The organism is Rothia nasimurium (genome assembly GCF_928381415.1).
Taxonomy (GTDB): Bacteria; Actinomycetota; Actinomycetes; order Actinomycetales; family Micrococcaceae; genus Rothia; species Rothia nasimurium_H.
Map to the genome: position 1 here is coordinate 32,280 of NZ_CAKMSF010000003.1, position 23,142 is coordinate 55,421.

The 23,142-nt window shown below is 58.6% G+C and carries 21 protein-coding genes, 1 tRNA gene and 1 riboswitch; of the genes, 13 read left to right on the forward strand and 9 right to left on the reverse strand.

All coding sequences use genetic code 11. The features are described 5' to 3' along the window. Window positions 1-273 precede the first annotated feature (273 nt). From L7A20_RS03740 to L7A20_RS03750, 3 genes are all read right to left on the reverse strand, one after another. Window positions 274-1,689, reverse strand: coding sequence for a sensor histidine kinase (locus L7A20_RS03740; RefSeq protein WP_237222638.1), 1,416 nt, complete (start codon window positions 1,687-1,689; stop codon window positions 274-276). An 84-nt stretch (window positions 1,690-1,773) separates the two neighbouring features. Further along, a complete protein-coding gene (locus L7A20_RS03745; protein ID WP_185174100.1) occupies window positions 1,774-2,484 on the reverse strand; it encodes a response regulator transcription factor in 711 nt (236 codons plus the stop codon). A 126-nt stretch (window positions 2,485-2,610) separates the two neighbouring features. Next, window positions 2,611-2,856 (reverse strand): hypothetical protein, encoded by a 246-nt coding sequence (locus L7A20_RS03750; RefSeq protein ID WP_237199293.1) that lies wholly within the window; start codon window positions 2,854-2,856, stop codon window positions 2,611-2,613. Window positions 2,857-2,962: 106 nt separating this feature from the next. Here L7A20_RS03750 and L7A20_RS03755 point away from each other — a divergent pair, with 106 nt between their 5' ends. Together L7A20_RS03755 and L7A20_RS03760 are read left to right on the forward strand one after the other, a co-directional pair. Further along, on the forward strand, window positions 2,963-3,523 hold the full coding sequence (locus L7A20_RS03755; RefSeq protein ID WP_237222454.1) for a DUF3027 domain-containing protein: 561 nt from the start codon (window positions 2,963-2,965) through the stop codon (window positions 3,521-3,523). After that, window positions 3,520-4,890 (forward strand): MFS transporter, encoded by a 1,371-nt coding sequence (locus tag L7A20_RS03760; protein WP_237222455.1) that lies wholly within the window; start codon window positions 3,520-3,522, stop codon window positions 4,888-4,890. Before L7A20_RS03755 ends, L7A20_RS03760 begins: the two co-directional genes overlap by 4 nt. 90 nt (window positions 4,891-4,980) lie before the next feature. On the opposite strand, the gene serC is transcribed toward L7A20_RS03760, so the two are convergent. Further along, complete coding sequence (serC, locus tag L7A20_RS03765; RefSeq protein ID WP_237222456.1) at window positions 4,981-6,123, reverse strand: phosphoserine transaminase; 1,143 nt, start codon at window positions 6,121-6,123, stop codon at window positions 4,981-4,983. A gap of 341 nt (window positions 6,124-6,464) precedes the next feature. Here serC and L7A20_RS03770 point away from each other — a divergent pair, with 341 nt between their 5' ends. From L7A20_RS03770 to L7A20_RS03780, 3 genes are all read left to right on the forward strand, one after another. Continuing rightward, window positions 6,465-7,157, forward strand: a complete 693-nt coding sequence (locus tag L7A20_RS03770; RefSeq protein WP_237222457.1) for a metal-dependent transcriptional regulator — start codon at window positions 6,465-6,467, stop codon at window positions 7,155-7,157. 480 nt (window positions 7,158-7,637) lie between these two features. Then, window positions 7,638-7,790: riboswitch (cyclic di-AMP (ydaO/yuaA leader) on the forward strand. Between the two features lie 4 nt (window positions 7,791-7,794). Further along, complete coding sequence (locus tag L7A20_RS03775) at window positions 7,795-8,415, forward strand: C40 family peptidase (RefSeq protein ID WP_237222458.1); 621 nt, start codon at window positions 7,795-7,797, stop codon at window positions 8,413-8,415. A gap of 227 nt (window positions 8,416-8,642) precedes the next feature. Next, entirely contained in the window at window positions 8,643-8,882 is a 240-nt protein-coding gene (locus L7A20_RS03780) for a hypothetical protein (protein ID WP_237207604.1), read from the forward strand. A gap of 175 nt (window positions 8,883-9,057) precedes the next feature. Here L7A20_RS03780 and L7A20_RS03785 read toward each other — a convergent pair. After that, window positions 9,058-9,130: transfer RNA gene (locus tag L7A20_RS03785), tRNA-Arg, on the reverse strand. 356 nt (window positions 9,131-9,486) lie between these two features. Between L7A20_RS03785 and L7A20_RS03790 the strand changes: the two genes are divergently transcribed. Next, window positions 9,487-10,215: an endonuclease domain-containing protein gene (locus tag L7A20_RS03790; protein WP_237222459.1), complete on the forward strand. Its 729-nt coding sequence runs from the start codon at window positions 9,487-9,489 to the stop codon at window positions 10,213-10,215. 84 nt (window positions 10,216-10,299) lie between these two features. Here L7A20_RS03790 and L7A20_RS03795 read toward each other — a convergent pair whose 3' ends face one another. Further along, window positions 10,300-11,004 carry a hypothetical protein gene (locus tag L7A20_RS03795; protein WP_237222460.1) on the reverse strand — a complete coding sequence of 235 codons (705 nt, stop codon included), beginning with the start codon at window positions 11,002-11,004 and terminating at the stop codon, window positions 10,300-10,302. 94 nt (window positions 11,005-11,098) lie between these two features. On the opposite strand from L7A20_RS03795, the gene pcrA reads away from it, so the two are divergent. The 4 genes from pcrA (at window position 11,099) to sucD (ending at window position 16,805) form a co-directional block, all read left to right on the forward strand. Beyond that, window positions 11,099-13,798, forward strand: coding sequence for a DNA helicase PcrA (gene pcrA / locus L7A20_RS03800; protein WP_423817423.1), 2,700 nt, complete (start codon window positions 11,099-11,101; stop codon window positions 13,796-13,798). A gap of 67 nt (window positions 13,799-13,865) precedes the next feature. Beyond that, window positions 13,866-14,477 (forward strand): sarcosine oxidase subunit gamma family protein, encoded by a 612-nt coding sequence (locus tag L7A20_RS03805; protein ID WP_237222461.1) that lies wholly within the window; start codon window positions 13,866-13,868, stop codon window positions 14,475-14,477. Window positions 14,478-14,687: 210 nt separating this feature from the next. Then, entirely contained in the window at window positions 14,688-15,854 is a 1,167-nt protein-coding gene (gene sucC / locus L7A20_RS03810) for an ADP-forming succinate--CoA ligase subunit beta (protein ID WP_237195058.1), read from the forward strand. 33 nt (window positions 15,855-15,887) lie between these two features. Next, window positions 15,888-16,805, forward strand: coding sequence for a succinate--CoA ligase subunit alpha (sucD, locus tag L7A20_RS03815; RefSeq protein WP_237195048.1), 918 nt, complete (start codon window positions 15,888-15,890; stop codon window positions 16,803-16,805). Window positions 16,806-16,981: 176 nt separating this feature from the next. Here sucD and L7A20_RS03820 read toward each other — a convergent pair whose 3' ends face one another. Then, window positions 16,982-17,764 carry a hypothetical protein gene (locus L7A20_RS03820; RefSeq protein WP_237222462.1) on the reverse strand — a complete coding sequence of 261 codons (783 nt, stop codon included), beginning with the start codon at window positions 17,762-17,764 and terminating at the stop codon, window positions 16,982-16,984. A gap of 767 nt (window positions 17,765-18,531) precedes the next feature. Here L7A20_RS03820 and L7A20_RS03825 point away from each other — a divergent pair. Further along, window positions 18,532-19,500, forward strand: coding sequence for an amino acid oxidase (locus L7A20_RS03825; protein ID WP_237209153.1), 969 nt, complete (start codon window positions 18,532-18,534; stop codon window positions 19,498-19,500). 62 nt (window positions 19,501-19,562) lie between these two features. On the opposite strand, the gene L7A20_RS03830 is transcribed toward L7A20_RS03825, so the two are convergent. Beyond that, window positions 19,563-20,681 (reverse strand): VIT1/CCC1 transporter family protein, encoded by a 1,119-nt coding sequence (locus L7A20_RS03830; RefSeq protein WP_237222463.1) that lies wholly within the window; start codon window positions 20,679-20,681, stop codon window positions 19,563-19,565. A 571-nt stretch (window positions 20,682-21,252) separates the two neighbouring features. On the opposite strand from L7A20_RS03830, the gene L7A20_RS03835 reads away from it, so the two are divergent. Continuing rightward, window positions 21,253-21,756: a Dps family protein gene (locus tag L7A20_RS03835; protein WP_185174115.1), complete on the forward strand. Its 504-nt coding sequence runs from the start codon at window positions 21,253-21,255 to the stop codon at window positions 21,754-21,756. Between the two features lie 85 nt (window positions 21,757-21,841). Here L7A20_RS03835 and L7A20_RS03840 read toward each other — a convergent pair whose 3' ends face one another. After that, window positions 21,842-22,492, reverse strand: a complete 651-nt coding sequence (locus L7A20_RS03840; RefSeq protein ID WP_237222464.1) for an HAD family hydrolase — start codon at window positions 22,490-22,492, stop codon at window positions 21,842-21,844. A 50-nt stretch (window positions 22,493-22,542) separates the two neighbouring features. On the opposite strand from L7A20_RS03840, the gene L7A20_RS03845 reads away from it, so the two are divergent. Next, complete coding sequence (locus tag L7A20_RS03845; protein WP_237206013.1) at window positions 22,543-23,136, forward strand: hypothetical protein; 594 nt, start codon at window positions 22,543-22,545, stop codon at window positions 23,134-23,136. Window positions 23,137-23,142: the final 6 nt, after the last annotated feature.

Sequence of the window (23,142 nt, forward strand, 5' to 3'; positions counted from 1 at the left end):
GGCTGCCTGATGCCTTTGAGCCTACGGGGGAGCTAGCTCTGGCGGGAAGAAAAAGAGTACCTGTGGAAAACCCCGCCCCGGCAGTTGAGCTGCCAGGGCGGGGTTTTGCACACCTCTAGAAGAAAATATGGTGCAGTGATGACGTCTCTATGACGGCTTCTAGCGGCTATCCACAGGGGCTCTGCACCAGCGGCTCTGCACCAGAGGCGCAGCAAGCTGCCGAGGGCAAGAAAGCCCCGACCAAACTTCTAGAGCGTCAGAATAAGGCCTGGTCTAGACCTGCTCACCTGCTGCAAGCGGAATAGGGCCGGTGTGGTCACTGTACTGGGGAATGCGAATAGTGAAGGTAGCTCCGCCGCCTTCTGTCTCTTCAACCCGTACCGTACCGTCATGCTGGCCTACAATCGCAGCGACGATTGCTAGCCCCAGACCGGTTCCACCCGTTTCACGGGTGCGTGAGGTATCAGCCCGGTAGAAACGTTCAAAGACGCGCTCTGCGTCCTCACCGTGAATACCCGGGCCGTGGTCACGAACCTGGAGCACGGACGTCCACGTGCCATCAACGCCCGGCACCGACCCGACCGCAATTTCAATCGGGGAGCCCGCCGGGGTGTAGCGCAGCGCGTTGGTCATCAGGTTGGCAATGACCTGGCGCAGTCTTTGCTCATCGCCCCAGACCAGGGAAGTAAGAGCTTCTGCGCCCTCTAGCCCCACTACCTCGATGGTGCGGTCGGGGGCCGAGGCGAAGGCGTCATTAGCGGCGTCCGTAGCTAGCTTCAGCAGGTCTACCGGGGCGTTCTCGGCAACCCGACGCTCGTCGAGACGAGCCAGGGTCAAGAGGTCTTCTACCAGCTGGCCCATGCGCTTCGACTCTGACTCGATGCGGTCCATAGCCATTGCCACGGCCTCATCGTTGGGCAGGCCGCCCATACGGTAGAGCTCAGAATAACCCCGAATCGACACCAGCGGGGTACGAAGTTCGTGCGAAGCGTCGCCCACGAAACGCCTCATCTTCACCTCTGACCTCTTTTGGGCGTCAAAGGCCTCTTCAATGTGCGAGAGCATGGTGTTCAAAGAAGTGGTCAGATGACCAATCTCGTTGTAGGGGCTGTAGTTCTCAATACGCTGGGAGAGGTCACCCGCGGCAATCTGGGCTGCGGTCTGCTCCACGCGGGCGAGAGGCTCAAAGGCCCTGGTGACAATTACCCAGGTCAGCGCGATGGAGGCAAGAAGGGTAGCTACACCAAAGAGCATGGTGAGGCCGCCCACGATAGCTACTGTCTGGTTGATCTGGGTCAGGGGGGCTGCGATGACCAGGGTCTGGTTGGTGTCTTCAACCGGGAAGGCAATCAGTCGCCATTCGGTGTGACCGCTGGCTGACCGTACCGTCAGCGCTGCCTTGTTGTAGCGCTTGACGTTATCAGCGGTTAGGCCAGAGATGACAGGGGAGGATGACTCATCGGCCAGTGTTGCCACCGGCCTCACGATATTTCCGTCGCTATCTAGTAAATATGCTTCATAGGGAATGAAAGTCCCTTGGGTCTGTGACAGTTGCTGGTCAGCATAGACCGCAGTGACCAGGTAGCTGTAGCTGGCGGTAATCTCGTCATCGAGTTGGTCCATCATCTTGGCTCGAATCGCTGAAATCGCGACCAGAGACATCACAGAGATAGCCAGGGCCAGCAGCATAGATGTTAAAAGCACGAGCTGGGTTCGCAAGGAGAGCGAACCCAGCCGGTGCACAGAGAGACGAGAGCGCAAACTCGTAACCCCTTAGTTTTTGTTAGCGGTACGAAGCAGGTAGCCGACGCCGCGCTTGGTATGAATCAGCGGGGGTAGGTTCTGGTCGTTATCAATCTTGCGGCGCAGGTAGGAGATGTAGGACTCCACGATGGAGGCATCACCGTTGAAGTCGTATTCCCATACGTGATCCAGAATCTGGGCCTTGGAGAGCACACGGTTGGGGTTGAGCATCAGGTAGCGCAGCAGCTTGAACTCGGTGGGAGAAAGGTCGATTTCGCGGTCGCCGCGGAAGACCTCGTGGGCATCGTCGTCTAGCACCAGATCATCCACGCGCAGGCGGGAATCTTCTTCGATGTGGGGCTGGGTGCGGCGCAGGACGGCGCGGATGCGGGCAACAACCTCGTCCAGGCTGAAGGGCTTGGTGACGTAGTCGTCGCCGCCTACGGTGAGGCCGGTGACCTTGTCTTCGGTGTCGTCCTTAGCGGTCAGGAAGAGGACGGGGAAGAGGCGGCCGGAGCTACGCAGTTTACGGGTGACGGTGAAGCCGTCCATATCGGGCAGCATGACATCGAGTACAGCCAGGTCGGGTGACTCGGTCTCAGCCTTCTCAAGAGCCTCACGGCCGTTGGCTGCGGTGACAACCTCAAAGCCCGCAAAACGCAGGGAGGTTGCGAGGAGCTCTAGAATGTTGGGTTCGTCGTCGACGACCAGCAGTTTTGCTTCAGGTTCTTTGGTATTCACGCTTTTAATTGTGCGCTTACTACCTGTGCACTAGCTGTGTGCAGCTGTATGTTCTGCTGAGTTTGCCTTAGCCCTGCTGGGAAAATGCGGTAAGTACGCCGTGAGCAAAAGGGCAGAGCCCAGTCTCTAGCTAGCTCGGCGGCGAAGCAGAGTGAGAAACAGGGCTCCTAACAAGGCCAAAAAAGCTAGCGGTAGAGTCAGCAGCGGTGTAATGCTCAAGATCTCGGGAGCAGCTCCGGTAGCCCACTTCAGCAACAGCATAGTGACACCGGAGAGGGTGCCCACCAGCATCAGGACGCCGGCTACAAGACCCAGAGCCCGGATAGCACCGCCGTAGGGTAACTCAGGAATTTCAGTGTGTTCAGAAGACATATCTCTAAGCTATCAAGGCCCGCTATAGCTGCCTAAAGAAGCACGGGTATTACGCCGCGAGGAAGAGGAGCGGCCACAGCCTCTACCGGCCTGCTTTAATAGGAGTATGACTGAAGAGGTAAAAGACGAGCTAACAGCCCCCGGCGCTTCGAGCGCAGAAAGCTATGAGCAGCCCGGCCCCGAAGCCGCTGAGCAGGCACCGGCGTCCGCCCCTGAACCAACCCTGGGTGAACCCACCCGCCGTCGCCGTACCAGCAAGGTCGACGCCGTCCTTGCCGCGGCTAAAGACGTAGCCCTCGCAGGCCTAGCTGACATTGCCCCGGAAAACGCTATCGGCCCCGTCCACCACCTGCGCGGTGAAGAAGAGCGCCTGACCACCCACCTCTTTGAGTGCACCCTACCGGGCTATCGCGGCTGGTTCTGGTTCGCCACCCTCTCGCGTGCCCCCCGCTCGAAGGTAGCAACCGTCTGTGAGGTTGGCCTGCTCCCCGGCGATGACGCCCTACTGGCCCCGGCCTGGGTGCCCTGGGCTGACCGTCTCCTACCCGAAGACCGGGAGGAAGAAGAGTACGACCATGACGATGCGGACTACGGTGACGGCGCCTCAGAGAGCGAGGACGATACCGACTTCACCGAAGAAGCTCAGGTAGGTGCCAGCGCTGAATGACAGCTGCCCAGAGACCAGAACCCCAACCAGTAACTAAGCGGAATAAAACCTTCCGCTCCCTATGGATTTTTAACTACCGTCTCTGGTTTATCGGTGCCCTTGTCTCTAACATTGGCACCTGGATGCAGCGCACCGCCCAGGACTGGCTGGTCTTCAACGACCTCTCAAGCCACGACTCTACCCAGATGGGTATCGTCATCGCTCTGCAGTTCGCCCCGCCCCTCTTCCTAGCCCCCTATGCCGGGGCGCTTGCCGATAGGGGCGATCGGCGAAAAATTCTCCTATGGACCCAGAGCACCATGGGCCTGCTGGCCCTCGGGCTGGGGCTCCTGGTGCTATCGGGCCATGTTGCTATCTGGCACGTCTACCTCTTCGCGCTAGCCCTGGGCATCGTCTCAGCCCTGGACTCCCCGGTGCGCTCTACCTTCGTCTCAGAACTTGTCTCAGACGCAGACCTGCCTAATGCCGTAGCGCTCAACTCCATGTCCTTCAACGTCGCCCGCATGATCGGGCCGGCGGTTGCCGGCCTGCTGGTTGTTGCGGTGGGCACCGGGCCGGTCTTCCTACTGAACACCCTGACCTTCATCGCCATGATCCTGGCAATCGTCGCTATCCGTGAGAATGAATTACGGCAGTTGCCACGGTCGTCCGCCGCTCAAAACCGGGTGCGCGATGGTCTTATCTACCTTAAACATCGCCCCGACATCATCGTGGTGATGGTGGCAGCCTTCCTGATTGGTACTTTCGGCCTGAATACAGCCCTCAATATTGCGGCTATGGCGACCACCGAATTCGGTCAGGGCGCGGGTGAATTCGGGCTGCTGAACTCCGTTGTTGCCATCGGCTCGGTGACAGGCACCCTGCTGGCAGCCCGAAGAGATACCCCACGCATGCGGTTCATGTTTGCCTCCTGCCTAGGGTTCGGCATGGCAACCCTACTGGCGGCACTCGCCCCCACCCTCTGGCTGTTTGCCCTGGCCCTGATTCCGCTCGGGCTCATGGCACTGACCATCATCACCTCAGCAAACGCCTACGTGCAGGTAACAACCGAGCCTGCTATGCGGGGGCGGGTTATGAGCGTGTACATGGCTGTATTCATCGGCGGAACCCCTATCGGCTCACCCCTGGTCGGGCTGGTCAACGACGTCTTCGGCGCTCGCTGGGGCCTGGGCGTTGCCTCTGCCTCCGGCTTCCTGGCGGCCTTGATCGGGCTGATCTGGATCATGAAATATAAGCACCTGCACCTGCACTACGACAGGCAGGCCCGCACCCGCCTGGTGCTGCGTCCGCGCCCTGAAACCGCTGAGAGCCCTGACCGGGAGCCGCCCCCGGTCACAGCAGCAATCGACCTGCAAGAACCCCGCTAAAGATTAAGAAAAGAAGGACGCCGCTCCCCGCCTTCCTGCCCGGTGGCAGGTTGGCGGGGGAGCGGCGTCCTTATCTTTGCGTAGCTACAACTACTTGAGCTTTTCGACCACGTAGTCGATGCAGTCAAGCAGGGCCGAGACGTCCTCGGGGTCAATAGCGGTGAAAGTGGCAATACGCAGCTGGTTGCGGCCCAGCTTGCGGTAAGGCTCGGTATCGACGATACCGTTAGCGCGCAGAGCCTTAGCAATAGCAGCGGCATCGATGCTCTCATCGAAATCAACGGTAGCGATGACGTTGGAGCGCTCAGCCGGGTTAGCCACAAAGGGGGTGGCGTACTCGCTAGCCTCGGCCCAGGCATAGACACGGCCTGCAGAATCAGCGGTACGGGCTGCTGCAAAAGCCAGGCCGCCCTGCTCGTTCATCCACTTAATCTGCTCATTGAGCATAATCATGGTGGCCAGAGCCGGGGTGTTGTAGGTCTGGTTGAGACGGGAGTTGCTAATAGCAGTAACCAGGTTCAGGGAATCGGGAATCCAACGGTCAGAAGCGGCGATACGCTCAGCGCGCTCAACCGCTGCCGGTGACCAAAGGCCCAGCCACAGGCCGCCGTCAGAGGCAAAGTTCTTCTGGGGTGAGAAGTAGTAGACGTCGGACTCGGCCACGTTAACATCCAGGCCGCCAGCGGCACTGGTAGCGTCAATCAGCACCAGGGCATCATCGGCGATACCGGCAGGGCGGGCTACCGGGGCAAAAACACCGGTTGAGGTTTCGTTGTGGGGCCAAGCATAAACGTCTACGCCCTCTTCAGCACGGGCCTCGGGGCGGGTACCGGCTTCAGAAGAAATAACGGTGGAATCAGCCAGGAAAGGGGCCGCCTTGGTGGCTGAAGCAAACTTAGAGCCAAACTCACCGAAGGTCAGGTGCTGAGCCTTGTTCTCAACCAGGCCGAAGGTTGCGGCATCCCAGAACGCGGTGGCGCCACCGTTGCCCAGAATCACCTCGTAGCCATCGGGGGCAGAGTAGAAAGCGCGCAGGCCCTCGCGAATCTCACCGACCAGGTTCTTGACTGGAGCCTGGCGGTGGGAGGTACCTAGCAGGGTGGTGGCGGCAGCTGATACGGCGGCAACCTGCTCGGGGCGTACCTTAGAGGGGCCAGCACCGAAACGGCCGTCGGCAGGTAGCATCTCGGTGGGAATCACGGGAAAAGTGGTCACTGAATATCTCCTAGACATGAGCAGCACATGTGCCGGGGCGGCTATGCGTTGATGTGAGGGAGGGGGTGCCGCCGGCGTCCTGCTGTTTCTATTGTGCAACCTGCGCGGGCCCCACAGCCCTCAAGCACCCCGTACCGGCCCAAAATGTGGGGAATAAATTTATATAGTGAGATGGCCTCGGTGTAGGGCTGGGGCGGACTGCGCCGCAAACCGAAGGGGCGCGGTGCGGGCGCAACAATTTCAGCTCTTGAAGAGAGTAAACGCCTACTCAAGCTGGTAGCGCATACAATTAAGGGCAAAACCACTGCACCTAACAACCCGCGCACCGTGCGGGCTGGCCCAAGGAGATCCGAGAAGGCATGACTGACCTCATTGATACCACCGAAATGTATCTGCGCACCGTGCTGGAGCTTGAGGAAGAGGGCATCACTCCCATGCGCGCCCGTATTGCAGAGCGCCTTGAGCACTCCGGCCCCACCGTTTCTCAGACCGTCGCCCGCATGGAGCGCCACGGTCTGCTCACCGTTGCCAGCGACCGTTCCCTCCAGCTCACCGAAGAGGGGCGCCAGAAGGCAGTGGAGGTGATGCGCAAGCATCGCCTGGCTGAGCGCCTGCTGGCAGACGTTATTGGTCTTGACCTGGAATACATTCATGAGGAAGCCTGTCGCTGGGAGCACGTGATGAGTGAGCGCGTCGAGCGCCGCCTACTGGAGTTGCTCAACGAACCTAAGTTCTCGCCCTACGGCAATGCGATTCCTGGCCTGGAAGAGCTGGGTGCTGAGAGCGAAGAGAATGACGGGCGCACCGTCACCATGTCGATTGCTGGCCGTGACTCTTCTGAGGACGACCGCTTTACTGTTTCTCGCCTGCCCGAGTTCATTCAGACCGACGTGCAGCTGCTGAAGCGTCTGGGTGATGCCGGAATTGTCTACGGGGCCACCGTCTCAATTCTGGGTAATAAGGACGGCTCGGTTCTGGTTCATGCTGACGGTGAGGAAGAATCGCTGACGCTCAGTGCTGAAGTTGCGGAAGCAATTATCGTCAAAAGATAACAATTGGGTAACAAAAAAGGGGGGCTTGCTGGTGGCAGGCTCCCTTTTTTGTTATCAAATCGTTATGTTTTGGGGGTGTCTGCGGGCTGTTGGTCTTGCTGAAGCGGGACTGGCAGGTGCTTAGCGGGGCCTGAAATTGCAGTGTTGGCACCCCTGAAAACCTTAAGTGGTCGGCTTCTCAGTTAAATTAAAGCTGTTAAAAACCTGATAGAAGAGGCAGGTGAAGGTGCCGATAAAGTGTTGGAATCTCTTTTTGTTTCACCTTGTCAAAGCGAACTATATGTGCCTCATAAGCCCCAGCTGGACGCGTCCTGAATGCTAAAAAATCAATCACCCTACTTTGTACCTCGGGGGTGCTTCTTCGAAATTGTAACCAAAGCGTGACAAATCGGTTGAGGCTGTGTAATGTTCTATTTCGTGCTCATCACTGGTCGGATTAGCACCCTACGAACAGCACCGCCTAGTTCTGCCACTGTTCACAGGACAACAAAACAAAATACATCACGGCAGAAGCGGGGGACCCACCTTTCGGGCTCTCCACCGAGAACCCTAGGGGTTAAGTCGCACACTCTGCGGCCGAGCGAACTTCATGCTCGAACCCGACAGCTCACCTCGTTCGGCAATGGAGGAAAACAAAATGGCTAAGTCAACCATCGTACGTACCGCAGGTATCGTTGCAGCATCAGGCGCTATGCTCGCCGCAACCGTTGCACCCGCAAACGCTTTCGCAGTAGCTGAAGTTTCAGCACCCGCTCACTCAGCACCTGCACTGGCTTCACACTCTTACAACTACAACACCTGGGGCTACGAAGCTACCACTGTTGAAAACACCGCAGTTGAGACCACCTCAACCGTCGCCCCCCAGGCAAACGCCACCGCTGAGGTTTCCAGCAACGTTGACCTGTCAACCGCTCGCGAAACCGTCCTGGCAGCTGCCTACGACGGCATCGGCGGCTCCTACGTTTGGGGCGGCAAGACTTACAAGGCTTGGGACTGCTCAGGCTTCGTCTCCTACGTCTACGCACAGGCAGGCATCAACCTGACCGCCTACACCTACACCATGGCAACCGAGCTGACCCCCACCTCAAACCCCCAGCCCGGTGACATCGTCTTCACCAACGGTTACGCACACGTAGGCATCTACGTTGGTAACGGCCAGATGATCTCAGCTCTCAACCCCTCACAGGGCACCCAGCTGACCGCAGTTGACGGCGGCGGCTTCATGCCCGTTGACGGTTACTACACCGCTGGCATCTAAGACTTCTCACACGGTACGGGGCAGCCAAAACTGCCCCAGTCGGTGACGTTCATTCAGTAGCTGGTCACTTTCCTACTGAAAACGAACACAAGAATTCCTACCACACATCACACGGTAAGGATCCCCCGCAAACACAGGTTTGCATATGCGCACCAGACGACCAGCTGGGGCGCATTTTTTATACCCACTTTTCGACTCCGGTAGAAGGCACAGCTAGGATTGGAACTATGTCGCAGAAGTTAAACAGCCCCCAATTCGAAAGCCCAGCCGGCTCATCCGACCAAGAATTCACCTACATGGCCATCGGAATGGTAGCCGGCGCCATACCCGGCATCGTCCTCGGCCTCATCATCGCCATCTTCGTCGGGCACGCAGCCATGTGGGTCTCCATCACCGGCGGCATCGGCATCGTCCTCGGGCTTGTCATCTCTCGGCTAGCCTACCGAAAAAAGAAAACCCGCAACTAACGCCCCCAGGCGGGCACAAAAAGAGAGGGTATGCCAGCGCTCCGCGCAGTATGGCATCAGCAAAGCTAGCTCTAAAACCGGCTAAATCCGGCCTGGGGGCCTTATTTTTAACGCCGGGCACAAAAAGAGAGGGTATGCCAGCGCTCCGCGCAGTATGGCATACCCTCTCTTTTTGTGCCCCCGAGACGATTCGAACGTCCGACACCCGCTTTAGGAGAGCGGTGCTCTATCCCCTGAGCTACGAGGGCGCAACCCCACCAGTTTACACGAAAACCTGTACGCCACCCGAAAAATGCAAACGCCTGTGGATAAGTCGACGGCATATGCACTTTTCCTGCGGCGTTAAGACGCGCTAACCGGCCCCTGCGTCCACAGGGCTAGCGTCAACGCCCCTGATTCAGTCACCCTGTACACCATGAGCCAGCACCTATATAACTCAGTACTTCTTACCGGTGACCTACGACTACAGGGACTGACCAGTCGCAAAATTAGTGACGCAGTGCGGTCCAAAGAGCTTGTCCGTCTCAGACAGGGTGCCTATATCAAAACCCAGACTCTCGCCCAGGCAACCCCTACCGAGCGTGCCCTGATACACCACATAGCGGTGAGCAAAACCCGCTCACACGCCGTCCTTACACGCACGTCCGCTGCTCTTGCCTGGGGAGCGCCCCTCCTTGAACTCCCCTCTCATATCTACCTCGCGAGTTCCTGGCGCGATCGCGGCAAACAGCAGGGCATTCGCCGCTGCGTCACTCCTGCTGAAGCAATAAATAGGGCACAGGAGTACCAGGGCCTTACGGTTCTCTCACCTATAGACACCGTCCTGAGCTGTATCGGTCACCAGCGGGCGCTCACCACGGTGACGGTTGCACACTATTTTCTCCACCAGAACTTGTGCAACCAGTACCTGCTGTACGATGCACTACTAGCCGTCTCCGACCGTGGTGCGAAGCAAGCTCGTACTCTGGCGCGGAGCCTGACGACCGAGCTCGAATCACCGCTAGAATCTCAGGCGTATTTTCTGATGGTGCTTGAAAATCTTGAGCTGCCCGCCTTGCAGCGGTGGGTGGTTACGAGTAGCGGCCGCCGCTATCGTCCTGATTTTATGTGGCGGCACCTCAGGCTTATTCTCGAGGTAGACGGCCGTATCAAGTACACCGGGGCTTATCGGTCTTTTGACGAACAGCGACAGCAAGATCTCTTCCGACAGCGCGAGTTAGAGAACGAGGGCTGGAAGGTCTTGCGAATCACCTATGAAGACCTCACCCACCGCCCGCAGCACGTGGTGAGTCTGTTGCTACGGCATGGGGTGCGGCGACTAGCTGCCGCTTAAAAAGTGCAAGTGCCTGTCACTTTTGCACAGGCACTTGCACTTTTAGGGGGGGCGGACGCGGGCGGGCGGGACGCTAGCCTAACATCACTGCCCGGGCAGCTCGCCGCGGGCGAAGGCGTCCATCTTGCTTCTGACCAGGCGCAGCGCCAGGTAGCCCAGCTGCACCAGGCAGAGCACGAATAGGGCCCAGCGAGCGGTCATCAGAAGGGAGGCAAGAGCCGTAGTGCCGCCCAGCGGGTCAGCGAGGGCCGAGTCAACGGCAAAACCACCGGCGATAAAGACCAGGGCGTAGGCCACCGGCAGGGTCAGCATCAGCCGGCCCACCAGTAGCTCAAACTTGGAGGCTCGCACCATATTCCACCAGGTGAAAGCAAAAATCAGGGGCAGAATGAGCCCCGTAGAACGGTGGAGCACCTGATAGGCCTGCAAGCCCTCTACACCCAGGCCCGCCGCTACAGTCTGTAGGTGTTGGGCGTCAAAACGCAGCATGAGTTCCGGGGCGGTAGCACCGGCAGCCGCCGACACCCCCGGTAGCAGCATGAGGTAGTAGTAGAGCAAAAATAGCACCGTCACGACAAAGGCAACGCCTAAGAAAATATAGGAACCCCCGCCCTTTTCCGGCTCGGCGGCAAGCTCTGCCCGGCTGTAGTCGGTGACGACGCGCGGCCCTGCCCCCTGCCCGCGAGGGGGCGCGGACGTCCGCCTCGCTTTGGCTGCTGAGGGCGCGGGGGAGTGCGCTTGCGTGTTCTCGCCGTAGAGGCGTTTCTTCTGACCTTTTGAAAGACCCATGCTGTCTATCTTATCTGTCAGCTCAATCGGGTGTGGGCTGTGGCCCTCTCGCCTAAAATGGGGAGTTGACGGTTGATTTTTGGAGGGTTCTTCTATGTTTGATGACGACGATTTTATGCCCGCCCCTGCCCCTAAACGGTCAGCAGAACCTGAGGGCGATCCCTTCTTTGACGAACCTCCCTTTGATCCTTTCTACGATGCGGCTCCTCCCGCTGACGATTTTGTGCCGCCTGCCTATCAGGTGGGCGGGTTTATGCCTGATGTTGAGGACGCCCGCCCCGCTCCCAGCGTCAACCCCGAGACACTGGTGGCAGGGCTGAATGAGCACCAGGCTGAAGCGGTCAAGCACGCGGGCAGCCCGCTGCTGATTGTGGCGGGTGCCGGGTCGGGCAAGACCCGCGTTCTGACCCACCGTATCGCCTACCTGCTAGCGACGGGCCGTGCCCACCAGGGTCAGATTCTGGCGATTACCTTCACCAATAAAGCCGCAGCTGAGATGCGGGAGCGCATTACAGCCCTGGTGGGGCCGCGGGCTCAGAGCATGTGGATTTCGACCTTCCACTCTTTCTGCGTACGGGTGCTACGGCGCGAGGCTAAAGCCCTGGGGCTCAAATCGACCTTCTCCATCTACGACTCGGCTGATTCCCAGCGCCTGCTGACGCTCATCATCAAGCAGATGAACCTTGATACCAAGAAGTTCACCGCCAAGGTGGTGGGCAACCGTATCTCTAACCTCAAGAATGAGCTGGTCAGCGCCCAACAGTTCGCAGCCGAAACCAGCCCCACCGACCCCTGGGAAGGCGTGATTTCAAAGGTCTACACGGCCTACACCGAGCGCCTGCGGGCAGCGAACTCCCTCGACTTCGATGACCTCATCTTCGAGACCGTCAACCTTCTGAAGAACCACCCCCAGGTAGCCGAGTACTACCGCCGCCGCTTCCGCCATATCCTGGTTGACGAATATCAGGACACCAACCACGCCCAGTACCAGCTGGTGCGGCAGCTGGTGGGGGGTGCGGCGTCCTTGCGCCCTGAGACCGGGTCTGCCGATAACGGCCCCTACCCCGATGCCTACCCGCCCGCTGAGCTGACGGTGGTGGGTGACTCTGACCAGTCCATCTATGCCTTCCGCGGGGCTGATATTCGCAATATCACCGACTTTGAGCAGGACTACCCGGCGGCCCGCACCATCTTGCTGGAGCAGAACTACCGTTCCACCCAGAACATCCTCTCGGCGGCGAACGCCGTGATTGAGCGCAACAAGGGCCGCAGGCCCAAGAAGCTCTGGACGGCCAGCGGCGACGGCGCGAAAATCACCGGCTACGTGGCAGAATCCGAGCACGCTGAGGCCCGCTACATTGCCCAGGAAATTGACCGCCTGCGCGATGAGCACGGCACCGCCCCCGGCGATGTGGCTATCTTCTACCGCACCAATGCCCAGTCCCGCACCCTTGAAGAAATGCTCATGCGTGTGGGTCTGCCCTACCGCGTGGTCGGTGGTACCCGCTTCTACGAGCGCAAGGAAATCAAGGACGCCCTGGCCTACCTGCGCGTGCTGGTTAACCCCGATGACGACATCAACGTGCGCCGCGTGCTCAACGAACCCAAACGCGGAATCGGGGCTAAGTCTGAAAGTGTGGTCGCCGACCACGCCCGCGCTACCGGTATCTCCTTCATGGCTGCCCTGCGCCAGGGCAGCGAGGTGCCCGGTCTGGGCGCAGCCGCCGTGAAGAAAATGGCTGCCTTTGCCCAGATGATTGACGACCTGGCCCAACTCGCTGCCACCGAGTCGGCAGCCACCTGCCTCGAAGCCGTGCTGGAGCAGACCGGCTACCTGGCGGCCCTGCGCGAATCCAAGGATATTCAGGACGAATCCCGCGTCGAGAACCTCTCCGAGCTGGTGGACGCCGTGCGCGAGTTCGAAATCGACAACGCAGGTGCCACCCTGGAAGACTTCCTCGAACACGTCGCCCTGGTCGCTGACGCCGACCAGATCCCCAATAAGCCCAAGGCCGAGCAGGAGGGCGGTCCGTCCGCTGCCCAGATTGCCGCTGAGGTGGCAGAAGCCCGCTCCCAGGGCGTCATTACCCTCATGACCCTGCATACCGCTAAGGGCCTAGAATTCCCCGTGGTCTTCTTGACCGGTATGGAGCACGGTCTCTTCCCCCACCAGCGGGCCCTCACCGACGACTCTGAGATGAGCGAAGAGCGCCGCCTGGCCTACGTGGGCCTGACCCGCGCCATGGAACGCCTCTACCTCACCCGCGCTGAGAACCGCTCTATGTGGGGCCAGAGCCAGTTCAACCCGCCGTCGCCCTTCCTTGAAGAGATCCCCGAAGAGCTCATTGACTGGAAGCGCACCGGTTCATCCTTTGGCGGCTACTCCGGTAGCGGCTACGGGGGCGCTTACGCGGGCGGACGCGGCGGCTGGGCAGGCAACCGCGGTGGCAGCTCTGTGAGCGGGTACGGTTCTTCGTACGGGTCCTCCACCTACTCCAGCCGCTTTGACGAACCGGCCGAGCGGCGGCGTCCTGCCGAACCTTCCACTAGCGAAGTCAACGGGTCTTCTACCTACGGACTCAAGGCAGCAGCCCGGCAGGTCTCCCGCGTGCAGCAGAACAAGGAAATTCCGGCGCTCGCGGTCGGCGACCGTGTTGAGCACACCAGCTTTGGTGAGGGCCGCGTGACCGCGGTTGAAGGGGCCGGCGATAAAACCGTCGCCAAGGTGCGCTTTGCCAAAGAAGAGAAACGACTCCTGCTGCGCTACGCGCCGCTGACAAAGAAGACCGACTAAGATATAAGAAGCCCGGTACCGCCCGTGGTGCCGGGCTCTTTTCTGCCCGATTCACTCAAGGACGACCATGGATCATCACGACTCTAACCTTCCCTCTATCGCCGAAGAATTTGTGGAGGCAATGGATGAGGTGACCGATACCCGCGTGCAGCTTCAAGAGATTTCTGATCTCTTCCTTTTTCGTATTGAAATTGATCCCTCGACCGATGCCGCCCGCCGCATTGAGAAGGTGCTGGGCGCTGCCCTACCGACTACTCGCGGTCAGGTAACTGGCGATGCGACCGCCCTGCATCTGCTGTATGGCACCCGCCAGGTGGTTGCCTGCCTCTACGTTGAGGAGGGCGTCTACCTGGTAGTGACCAGGGTGGACGCGGTCAAGCTGGGCCGGGCCCTTGCTGCCGCCCTGGGGCGCGACGAGGGGCTGGTACTTGATGTGTCGGTCAACCGAACCGTGCTGAATCTGAGCGGAGTAGCGGCGGCGGACGTCATCGATGAGGTCGTCCACTTTGACTTCCCGCCGGACTTCTTCGACCCGGGCAAGGCCCTGTCCTGTACCGTAGCTGAGGCCCGCATTATGCTCTGGCGCATTGACGAGCTGGAGTACCTGATGGTGCCTCGCGCCTCCGATACAGCCCCCTTCCTGGTCAATATTTTGGACGCCTGCGAGAAGGTTAAATAGTCCCGGTAGGGGAGCGTCGGCGGTAACTGACAGGTTTGTTTCATTCAGAGGGAAATAAGTTCGCACCCCTGTAGGCAAGTGCGCTAAAGTTTCTTTGTGGAGAAGCTTTGTGTGCTCCAGCTCTCGCAATGGGGCGGGCACCGAACTTCGTACATGTAAACGCCGGGAGCACCGCTTTCTGGCATGACTTCGACGAAGAAGGACACACCTGTGGACCTGTTTGAATACCAGGCACGCGATCTCTTTGAGAAGCACGGCGTTCCCGTGCTTCAGGGCATCGTAGCTACCACCCCTGAAGAAGCAAAGGCAGCAGCTGAGAAAATCGGTGGCGTCACCGTTGTTAAGGCCCAGGTTAAGGTGGGCGGACGCGGTAAGGCTGGCGGCGTGAAGGTCGCTAAGACCGCTGATGAGGCTTACGAGTACGCCCAGCAGATTCTGGGTATGGACATCAAGGGCCATACAGTTCACCGTGTGATGATTGCCCAGGGCGCAGACATCGCTGAAGAATACTACTTCTCCATGCTGCTTGACCGCGCTAACCGCTCCTACCTGGCCATGTGCTCCGTTGAAGGTGGCATGGACATCGAGACCCTGGCTGCTGAGCGCCCCGAGGCCCTGGCCAAGGTTGAGGTCAACCCCATGGATGGTATCACCGCCGAGAAGGCCGCCGAAATTGTTGAGGCTGCTGGCTTCGCTGAGGACGTGCGCGAGGACGTCGCCGCTGTGCTGGTCAAGCTGGGCGAGGTCTACAAGAAGGAAGACGCCACCCTGGTTGAGGTCAACCCGCTGGTCAAGACCGGCGACGGTAAGATCCTGGCCCTGGACGGCAAGGTCTCCCTGGACGATAACGCCGAGTTCCGTCAGCCCGAGCACGAGGCCCTGGTCGATAAGTCAGCCGAGAACCCCCTGGAAGCTAAGGCCAAGGAAAACGACCTCAACTACGTCAAGCTGGACGGCGAGGTTGGCATCATCGGTAACGGCGCGGGTCTGGTCATGTCTACCCTGGACGTCGTTGCCTACGCCGGTGAAAACCACGGCAATGTCAAGCCCGCTAACTTCCTCGACATCGGTGGCGGTGCTTCTGCTGAGGTCATGGCAGCTGGCCTGGATATCATCCTCAACGACGAGCAGGTCAAGTCTGTTTTCGTTAACGTTTTCGGTGGTATCACCTCCTGCGACGCCGTTGCTAACGGTATCGTCAAGGCCCTGGAAATCCTCGGTGATAAGGCAACTAAGCCCCTGGTCGTCCGCCTGGACGGCAACAACGTCGAAGAGGGCCGCCGCATTCTCACCGAAGCCAACCACCCCCTGGTCCACCAGGCAGAGACCATGGACTCCGGTGCCGACAAGGCTGCCGAGCTGGCCCACACCGCCTAAATCACCGCTGATTATTACTAGAAGGTTTTTACAATGTCTATCTTTTTGAACAAGGACTCCAAGGTCATCGTTCAGGGCATCACCGGCGGTGAAGGCACCAAGCACACCGCCCGTATGCTCGCAGCCGGCACCCAGGTCGTCGGTGGCGTCAACGCCCGCAAGGCCGGCACTACCGTCTCCCACAAGGACGCCTCCGGTAACGATGTTGAGCTGAACGTCTACGGCTCCGTCGCTGAAGCCGTCAAGGAAACCGGCGCTGACGTCTCCATCGTCTTCGTTCCTCCGGCCTTCACCAAGGACGCCGTGATCGAAGCGATCGACGCTGAGGTTCCCCTGGTCGTCGTTATTACTGAGGGTGTGCCCGTGGGCGATACCGCTGAGTTCTGGGCCTACGCCAAGAGCAAGGTTGGCGCTGATGGCAAGCAGATTACCCGCATCATCGGCCCCAACTGCCCCGGCATCATCACCCCCGGTGAGTCCCTGGTCGGTATTACCCCCGCCAACATCACCGGTAAGGGCAAGATCGGTCTGGTCTCCAAGTCAGGTACCCTGACTTACCAGATGATGTTCGAGCTGCGCGACATCGGCTTCACCACCGCTATCGGTATCGGCGGTGACCCCATCATCGGCACCACTCACATCGATGCTCTCGAAGCTTTCGAGGCTGATCCCGAGACCGAGGCTATCGTCATGATCGGTGAAATCGGCGGCGACGCTGAAGAGCGCGCTGCTGAGTTCATCAAGGCTAACGTCACCAAGCCCGTTGTCGGCTACGTTGCCGGCTTTACCGCTCCCGAGGGTAAGACCATGGGCCACGCGGGTGCGATTGTCTCCGGTTCATCTGGCACCGCCCAGGCGAAGAAGGAGGCCCTGGAAGCCGCTGGTGTGAAGGTGGGTAAGACCCCCTCAGAGGCTGCCCAGCTCATGCGCGAAATTTTTGCTAACAAGTAAGCTAGTGTCCCCTAGCAGGTAGGACGCCGGTGGTTACGCAGGTGCGTGACCACCGGCGTCCTTGTTTATATGGGGGAAGGGAACCGCCCTGCCCCGTATTCCTGGGGTAGGGGAGCAGGCATAGGAAGGGGCCCTGACCAGCAAGCTGGTTCAGGGCCCCTGTCCTGCCGGGCAGATTAGTTAGATGAGGTGCCGGTTGAGCAGACGTTCAGAGTGGTGTTGCCACCGATAACGAAGTTCTGGGAACCAGTACGGTTACTGCCGTTGGCCCAGGTAAGGGTGATGGTATCGATAGGCTCGGGGAAGGTCAGGGTAACATTACCTGCTGAAGAGGTGTAGCTCAGGTTGGTGTTGGCCTTAGTTGCAGTGAAGGTGGTGGTGTTGCCGCTGGTGGAGATGGTGGCTCCACCGGTGACACCGGGGGCAGAAGTGGCTACACCCTGCAGGGAAGAGCTAACGGTGAAAACATCCTGCCAGTTGGAGCCCTGGTCAACGTCACCGATGATGAAGGAGAAACCGGTAACAGGGGTTGAGAAGCTCATGGTAACGGTTGACTGCTGGGTACCACCGGTGTAGCCGTTGGTGCCGCTCTGCAGGGTCTGGAAGAAGAGGTAGTCAGACAGACCTGAGTAGGAGGCAAAAGCGACTGAACCGGATGAGTTTTTGTTGGTGATGAGGTCCTGAGAGTTTGAGAGGGAAGGACCGGTTGAAGAGACGTGAGTGATGGTAAGAACTGCTTTACCATCGTTGGTGGTAACGGAGCCTGAGTGGCTGGTGCTGCCCTGTGCAGAGACAGCGGTATCGCGTACAAAGTCTGCCCAGGTGATGCTGGTAGCAGGTGAGGTGCTTGAGCAAACTGATGAGCTTGCTGCATAGGCAGGAATAGCAGCGGTGGAGATAACGACGGGAGCTGCCCAAGCGGCGCCCTTTGCCAGGGTGCGGCGTGAAACGTTGTTCATTGTTTTCCTTCTAAAGCGGGGCCAAGCGAGTGAATGAAGGCCCCAGTAATTGCGAGTGATTCCAGTGGTGATACGGCTTGAAAGAGTTTTAGGCGACCTCTAATAATGCGCGAGAAAGCCAAAAATTTCACACTGCTATCAAAAAGTATCTGGAAAATTTAGGTTTTAAAACATAGTAGCAGGGGTGTGCTGTTTAGAAGGTGGCGGAAGCCTTGAAAATAGTGTGATTTGGGCACCAAGTCGTGGTTTGTCCCCCATAAATATAGAGTTTAGCTTAAAAAGTCTGGGATTTATCTGATACTTTTGTACTGGATAGGTGCTCTTATGTGGACAGGTGTGGGCTTTTAAGATTTTATGTCTGTAAAAAACATATATATTTCTAGATATATCGAAACCTGTTTTTGATTTGTTGTAGATAAATAGTCAGGTTTTTTGTGTATTTATACCCTTTAGTTTGATTAGGGACAAATTTTTTTTACTAGATGATTTTCGGTGTGCCCCAGGGTGGCTGTATGAAGTCTTGTTTCGACACGCTTGTATCTAATTGACCACTCTTGTGGGGACAAATTTGGAATACTTTACCCAGAATCTGTTTCATATCTAAATTGTTTGCCCAGGTAAATTGACTTTTTCCATACTTGATTTTTGTTGTAGCGGTGTCTCTGCAGGGTTCCGTGAATCTTGCGCTTCACCTGGAAAGCCTGGCTTTTCTTGTACATTAACTATGGACTTGTTTTTTATATGAATAAATTTTAGGGAGATAAGTGATGGGCTTAGAGCTGTCACGTCGTTCACTCGTTCAAGCTGGCGCCTGGTCAACCCCTATAGTTCTTGCTGGTACAGCGGTGCCAGCCTATGCGGCGTCTATGTCGCGCCAAAGCGGTATTCAGGCTGGCTTATTTGTCTCGGCGGCCCTGAACGGGGGCAACGTGGGATATGTGCAAAGCCAGGAGTCAACCGGCTGGCCGACAACCCCTCAGAGCTACTTTGAAGCAAAAGCTGCTGGTACCAACCCCGAATCTGACTTCAACTGGGACGATTCGCGTGAACGCGCCCAAGACCTGTCGAGCAGCTGGATCGCGAACGGGGAAGGTTCGTTCACCCCGGTTACCAACAGCGGGTCTGGAAAGCCCGGTGCCTATGCAAACTCTAGTGGCTTCTGGTTTTCCGTCCCCACGACCAATGTCGGAACCGGAACCGACTATGTCGCAGGGGGTAGTGCTACCTTGGCGGCGGGTGCTGTCTTCGTAACGGACGTTGAGTTTTACGTTCCCCAGCAGGCTAACTTTCTTTTTAATGGGAACCCTCAGCTGAATACGGGTATGCAGATTGGTAGCCGCACCAAATGGAACCAGCGGCGCACGGGCACGCTCTCAGACGTGCTCAATACCGGTGCGACCTACCTGGCTCAGGCCGGTGTGCAGTCCAACTGGGTTGCTGATGCCCCAACTGTCACCCTCAATCCTGACGGGTCTGGCACCTTCCGCGGCCGAATTACCGTCACCACAGCTAAGCCTCTCACCGTTACTTACGACTCTAAGGGGCGCCTATATGCTCAGGTCGTTATTATGCCAAGCCCGGTAACGATTCAAAGCGCCTACTACACCGCTCAGAGTCGCCTGCAATTTACCTCGTATATTCAGTCAGGTACGATTACCTACTCTTCTAACGGGGTCACCGGCAGTCGAGTGTTCTCAAATGAGCTGCATACAACGACTGTTCTTCGGTGGGGCTAGGTAAGACGCTGTTGGGGTGGGCCCTTGAAACGCCCACCCCTAACTTTTTCGGGACGGGCTATTTACAGCACCGCCGTATTGAACAGCAGGCCCAGTAGGTAGGTGGCCAGAGCTGCGCCGTAGCCGATCGCTAGCTGGCGCAGGCCGCGCTTGAGAGGTGAGGCACCTGAGAGTAGGCCCACTACGCCGCCGGTGCCCATCAGGGCAAAGCCCACCAGCAGCATGGAAATCAGCATGGCTGCCCCGCCCGACATGCCGAAAATGTAGGGCAGGATCGGGATGAGGGCTCCGGATGCAAAGAAACAGAAGCTTGAGGCGGCAGCCCCCACATCGCTGCCGAGCGCACCGTGGGCGTCCTCGGCGTCCGCCCCTTCAATATCGTCGCGGAAGGAGAGCGAGGGGTCGCAGTCGCAGGTGAAGTAGCCGAAGCGTTCCATGGCGCGGTGGCGGGCGGCCTCCTCGCTCATGCCGCGAGCCTTGTAAATCAGTTCTAGCTCATTCTGGTTAATATCGAGCTGATGGGCCACATCGAGGGTGACCTGGGTGGGGCGGGAAGCGTCCAAAAGTTCGCGCTGGGAGCGCACCGAAACGAACTCGCCGGCGGCCATGGAGAGAGCGCCTGCAAGTAGGCCGGCAACGCCGGAGAGAAGCACCATGGAGCTGCTGACGCCGGTCGCGCCCACACCCATGATGAGGGCAGCGTTTGAGACCAGGCCGTCGTTAGCGCCAAAGACGGCGGCGCGGAAGTTGCCCGAGAGCTTTTCGCGGCCAGAGGTGGAGAGCGCTCGAATGATTTCTTCATGGATTGCCTCGTCGGCGGCCATGGCTTCGGTGGCGTCGGGGTCTTCCGCGTAGGGGGAGCGGCCCTCGGCGCGCTGGGCTAGGGCGAGTACGAAGACTGAGCCGAAGTTCTTGGCAAGAAGCTCTAGAAAGCGGGCAGATACGGACGGGCGCGGCTCAGGCGTGGCGTGTTCGCCCAGTAGGGTGCGCCAGTGGTCCTGGTGTCGGAGTTCTGCCTGGGCGACTTCTCTGAGGATTTCTGCTTCTTTTCCCTCGGCCCGGTCGGCCAGGGCGGCATAGATGCGGGCTTCTGAGATTTCTTCGGCGAGATAGCGGCGCCAGCGGCGAATCTGGGCGCGGCTTGGCTGGGTGGAGGGGGCGTGCGGGGCGGCTGCTGGCATGGTGTTTACCTTTGGTCAGGAGCCGAAGCGGGGCTAAACTGCATACACTTCGGCTAAAGAAACTGTAGTTTTCTTAGCCGAAGGTCTCGCTCGCCGCTTGTGAGAAGCGGTGGTTTACCGGGTGCCGCACCTAGGGGGTGGGCGAGCCAGTATGTCGATAAACCGCTTTGGCGCTGGGCGCCTGTGGGAACTACTCCCCTTCGTCGCCTACTACTCTATCTATTCAGGTACTTTCTGTGCAAAGTGATATGTAGCTCTGCGCGGACGCCTGTGGGTGGGGAGCGAGCTGAAGGCAGAAAATTTTTTTTTGACGGTTTTAATTAGCGCTGGTTCTTTTGCGCTAATTCAGATATGTAGTGTTTGTGGCGGTGTTTGTACTGGTCACCACCGCTGAGGTTAGGCTTGCATAAGCTGAAATGTAGGTATATTTCCTAGTCATGCCAGGTTTTACTTATTATGATTTATTCACAATAAGCCTTGAAAAGCTGCAACGAGATGCGTAAGGTTAGATGTAGACAAGTCACCGGGCTCTCCCGCACAGCCCGGTACACTCACGAAAGGAAAGCCTGCCATGAGCAAGTACGCATCATTCACCGTCCCCGGTCTCACCGAAGAATCAGGCCACCACGTAGCCGACGTTCTGCAGCTTCGCCTGCACGCCCTGAACGACCTGCACCTGGTGCTTAAGCACGCCCACTGGAACGTCGTTGGCCCCAACTTCATCGCTGTTCACGAAATGCTCGACCCCCAGGTCGACCTGGTACGCGGCTTCGTCGATGCCATTGCAGAGCGCATGGCTACCATGGGTGTAGCTCCCAATGGCCTCTCCGGCGACCTGGTCGAAAAGCGCACCTGGGCTGAATACGATGTTGACCGTGCAGACGCACTGACTCACATCCGTGCCCTGAACGAGGTCTACAACGTTGTAGTTGAAGACCACCGTGCAGCTATTGCAAAGGTGGGCGACATCGACCCCATCACCGAGGATCTGCTGATTGGCCAGACCGCTGAACTGGAGCTCTTCCAGTGGTTCCTGCGCGGCCACCTCGAAGACGGTCAGGGTAACCTCAAGTAAGCCGCAGAGCTTAAAACTCGAACCACGCACTAAAGGCGGGTCTGTCGCGCGATAGACCCGCCTTTAGTGCGTGGCAATGTAGCTCTTAGCCTTCGATCAATGCCCGAATCTTATCAAGGGTGAGCTCTGTGTGGGCGTAGCGGGCGTGGCCCAGGTGTTCGGGCACCTCGGTCATGCCGGGTACGACGACCACTTTCATGCCTGCGGCCATAGCACTCTGAGCGCCAGAAGCAGAGTCCTCTACAGCAACACAGTTAGCGGGGTCTACCCCTAAATTGCGGGCTGCAAGCAGGTAGGGCTCAGGATCGGGCTTAGCGTGGGTGACCTGCTCGTCGGTGACCAGGGTTTTGAAAAGTCCCTCCGGTGCCAGCTTGGCGGTGTTGGCAGCAACCTCGGTGGTTGCGTTGGTGACAATTCCTGCGGGGACGCCCGCCTCAGCCACCTGTGCCAAGAGCGCCTCAATGCCGGGCAAGAGCTCCACACGGGCGTCCTTCAAGAGAACCGACATTTTAGCCTTAAGGCGGTCGTAGAGTTCGTCAGCAGAAACATCTGCACCCAGCTCCTGCATGCGGGCAAAGGTGACTGCGGCAGGCTTGCCCAGAGCCATGAGCGTATCCTGTTCGGTCCAGGTAGCTCCAAACTCGGCAGTCAGTGCGGTTTTGGCCTCTGCCCAGAGGGGCTCGGTGTCTACAAGGGTTCCGTCGTGGTCAAAGAAAATAGCTTCAAGTCTGCTCATATATACCACCCTACCCGTCCGCAGAGCTCTGCCCGGTTAGGATAGGTGGGGTGAACCAAGAGCACTCTACATCTAGCCCTGACTCTGCTTCTGCCCACCCGCGTCTACAGCGGCAGCCGGGCCTTGTGCGTCAGGCCCTAGCCTACTTGCTGGTACCTATGGCTTTTATCTCGGCTACCTGGATTACCGCCGGGCGCGCCCTCTTTGGCGCCGGGGGAGAGCTTGTGCCTATCTACGCGATATCGTTCGGCCCCGCCTTACTCATCATTCTGCTGGTGGCTGCACTGTTTTCTTATAAAGAGATGGGGCTGCAGGGCGCCGGAAAGCGGGCGGGGTTGCCACCTGTCACCGCCCTTGTGGCGGCGTCTACATGGGTGTTAGCCGGTTTCTTTGGCATGGTTGCTCCCGACCGGCTAGAGGGGCAGAATATCTCGGCGGCGGCAGCCCTACTGGGCCCCGACGTCATTGGCCTCTCTGCGGCCTTCGGGAACACCAGTGGAATCCTGACCTTCTCATTCGCCATTGCCACCCTACTTCTGGCCATGAGTGACTACCGAAAAGCGCGGGCTCTCACGCGTGGGCTGGACGAAGCAACCCGCGAACGCCTCGAACGAGAAGAGTCCATGTACGACTTTCTCGACTAGAAAAGC

Bases quoted from the DNA above. Each gene is read 5' to 3' on its own strand.
- L7A20_RS03740 (WP_237222638.1), bottom strand. From the start codon at position 1,689: ATGCTGCTGGCCCTGGCTATCTCTGTGATGTCTCTGGTCGCGATTTCA.
- L7A20_RS03750 (WP_237199293.1), bottom strand. From the start codon at position 2,856: ATGTCTTCTGAACACACTGAAATTCCTGAGTTACCCTACGGCGGTGCT.
- L7A20_RS03755 (WP_237222454.1), top strand. From the start codon at position 2,963: ATGACTGAAGAGGTAAAAGACGAGCTAACAGCCCCCGGCGCTTCGAGC.
- L7A20_RS03760 (WP_237222455.1), top strand. From the start codon at position 3,520: ATGACAGCTGCCCAGAGACCAGAACCCCAACCAGTAACTAAGCGGAAT.
- serC (WP_237222456.1), bottom strand. From the start codon at position 6,123: ATGTCTAGGAGATATTCAGTGACCACTTTTCCCGTGATTCCCACCGAG.
- L7A20_RS03770 (WP_237222457.1), top strand. From the start codon at position 6,465: ATGACTGACCTCATTGATACCACCGAAATGTATCTGCGCACCGTGCTG.
- L7A20_RS03775 (WP_237222458.1), top strand. From the start codon at position 7,795: ATGGCTAAGTCAACCATCGTACGTACCGCAGGTATCGTTGCAGCATCA.
- L7A20_RS03780 (WP_237207604.1), top strand. From the start codon at position 8,643: ATGTCGCAGAAGTTAAACAGCCCCCAATTCGAAAGCCCAGCCGGCTCA.
- L7A20_RS03795 (WP_237222460.1), bottom strand. From the start codon at position 11,004: ATGGGTCTTTCAAAAGGTCAGAAGAAACGCCTCTACGGCGAGAACACG.
- pcrA (WP_423817423.1), top strand. From the start codon at position 11,099: ATGTTTGATGACGACGATTTTATGCCCGCCCCTGCCCCTAAACGGTCA.
- L7A20_RS03805 (WP_237222461.1), top strand. From the start codon at position 13,866: ATGGATCATCACGACTCTAACCTTCCCTCTATCGCCGAAGAATTTGTG.
- sucD (WP_237195048.1), top strand. From the start codon at position 15,888: ATGTCTATCTTTTTGAACAAGGACTCCAAGGTCATCGTTCAGGGCATC.
- L7A20_RS03820 (WP_237222462.1), bottom strand. From the start codon at position 17,764: ATGAACAACGTTTCACGCCGCACCCTGGCAAAGGGCGCCGCTTGGGCA.
- L7A20_RS03825 (WP_237209153.1), top strand. From the start codon at position 18,532: ATGGGCTTAGAGCTGTCACGTCGTTCACTCGTTCAAGCTGGCGCCTGG.
- L7A20_RS03830 (WP_237222463.1), bottom strand. From the start codon at position 20,681: ATGCCAGCAGCCGCCCCGCACGCCCCCTCCACCCAGCCAAGCCGCGCC.
- L7A20_RS03835 (WP_185174115.1), top strand. From the start codon at position 21,253: ATGAGCAAGTACGCATCATTCACCGTCCCCGGTCTCACCGAAGAATCA.
- L7A20_RS03840 (WP_237222464.1), bottom strand. From the start codon at position 22,492: ATGAGCAGACTTGAAGCTATTTTCTTTGACCACGACGGAACCCTTGTA.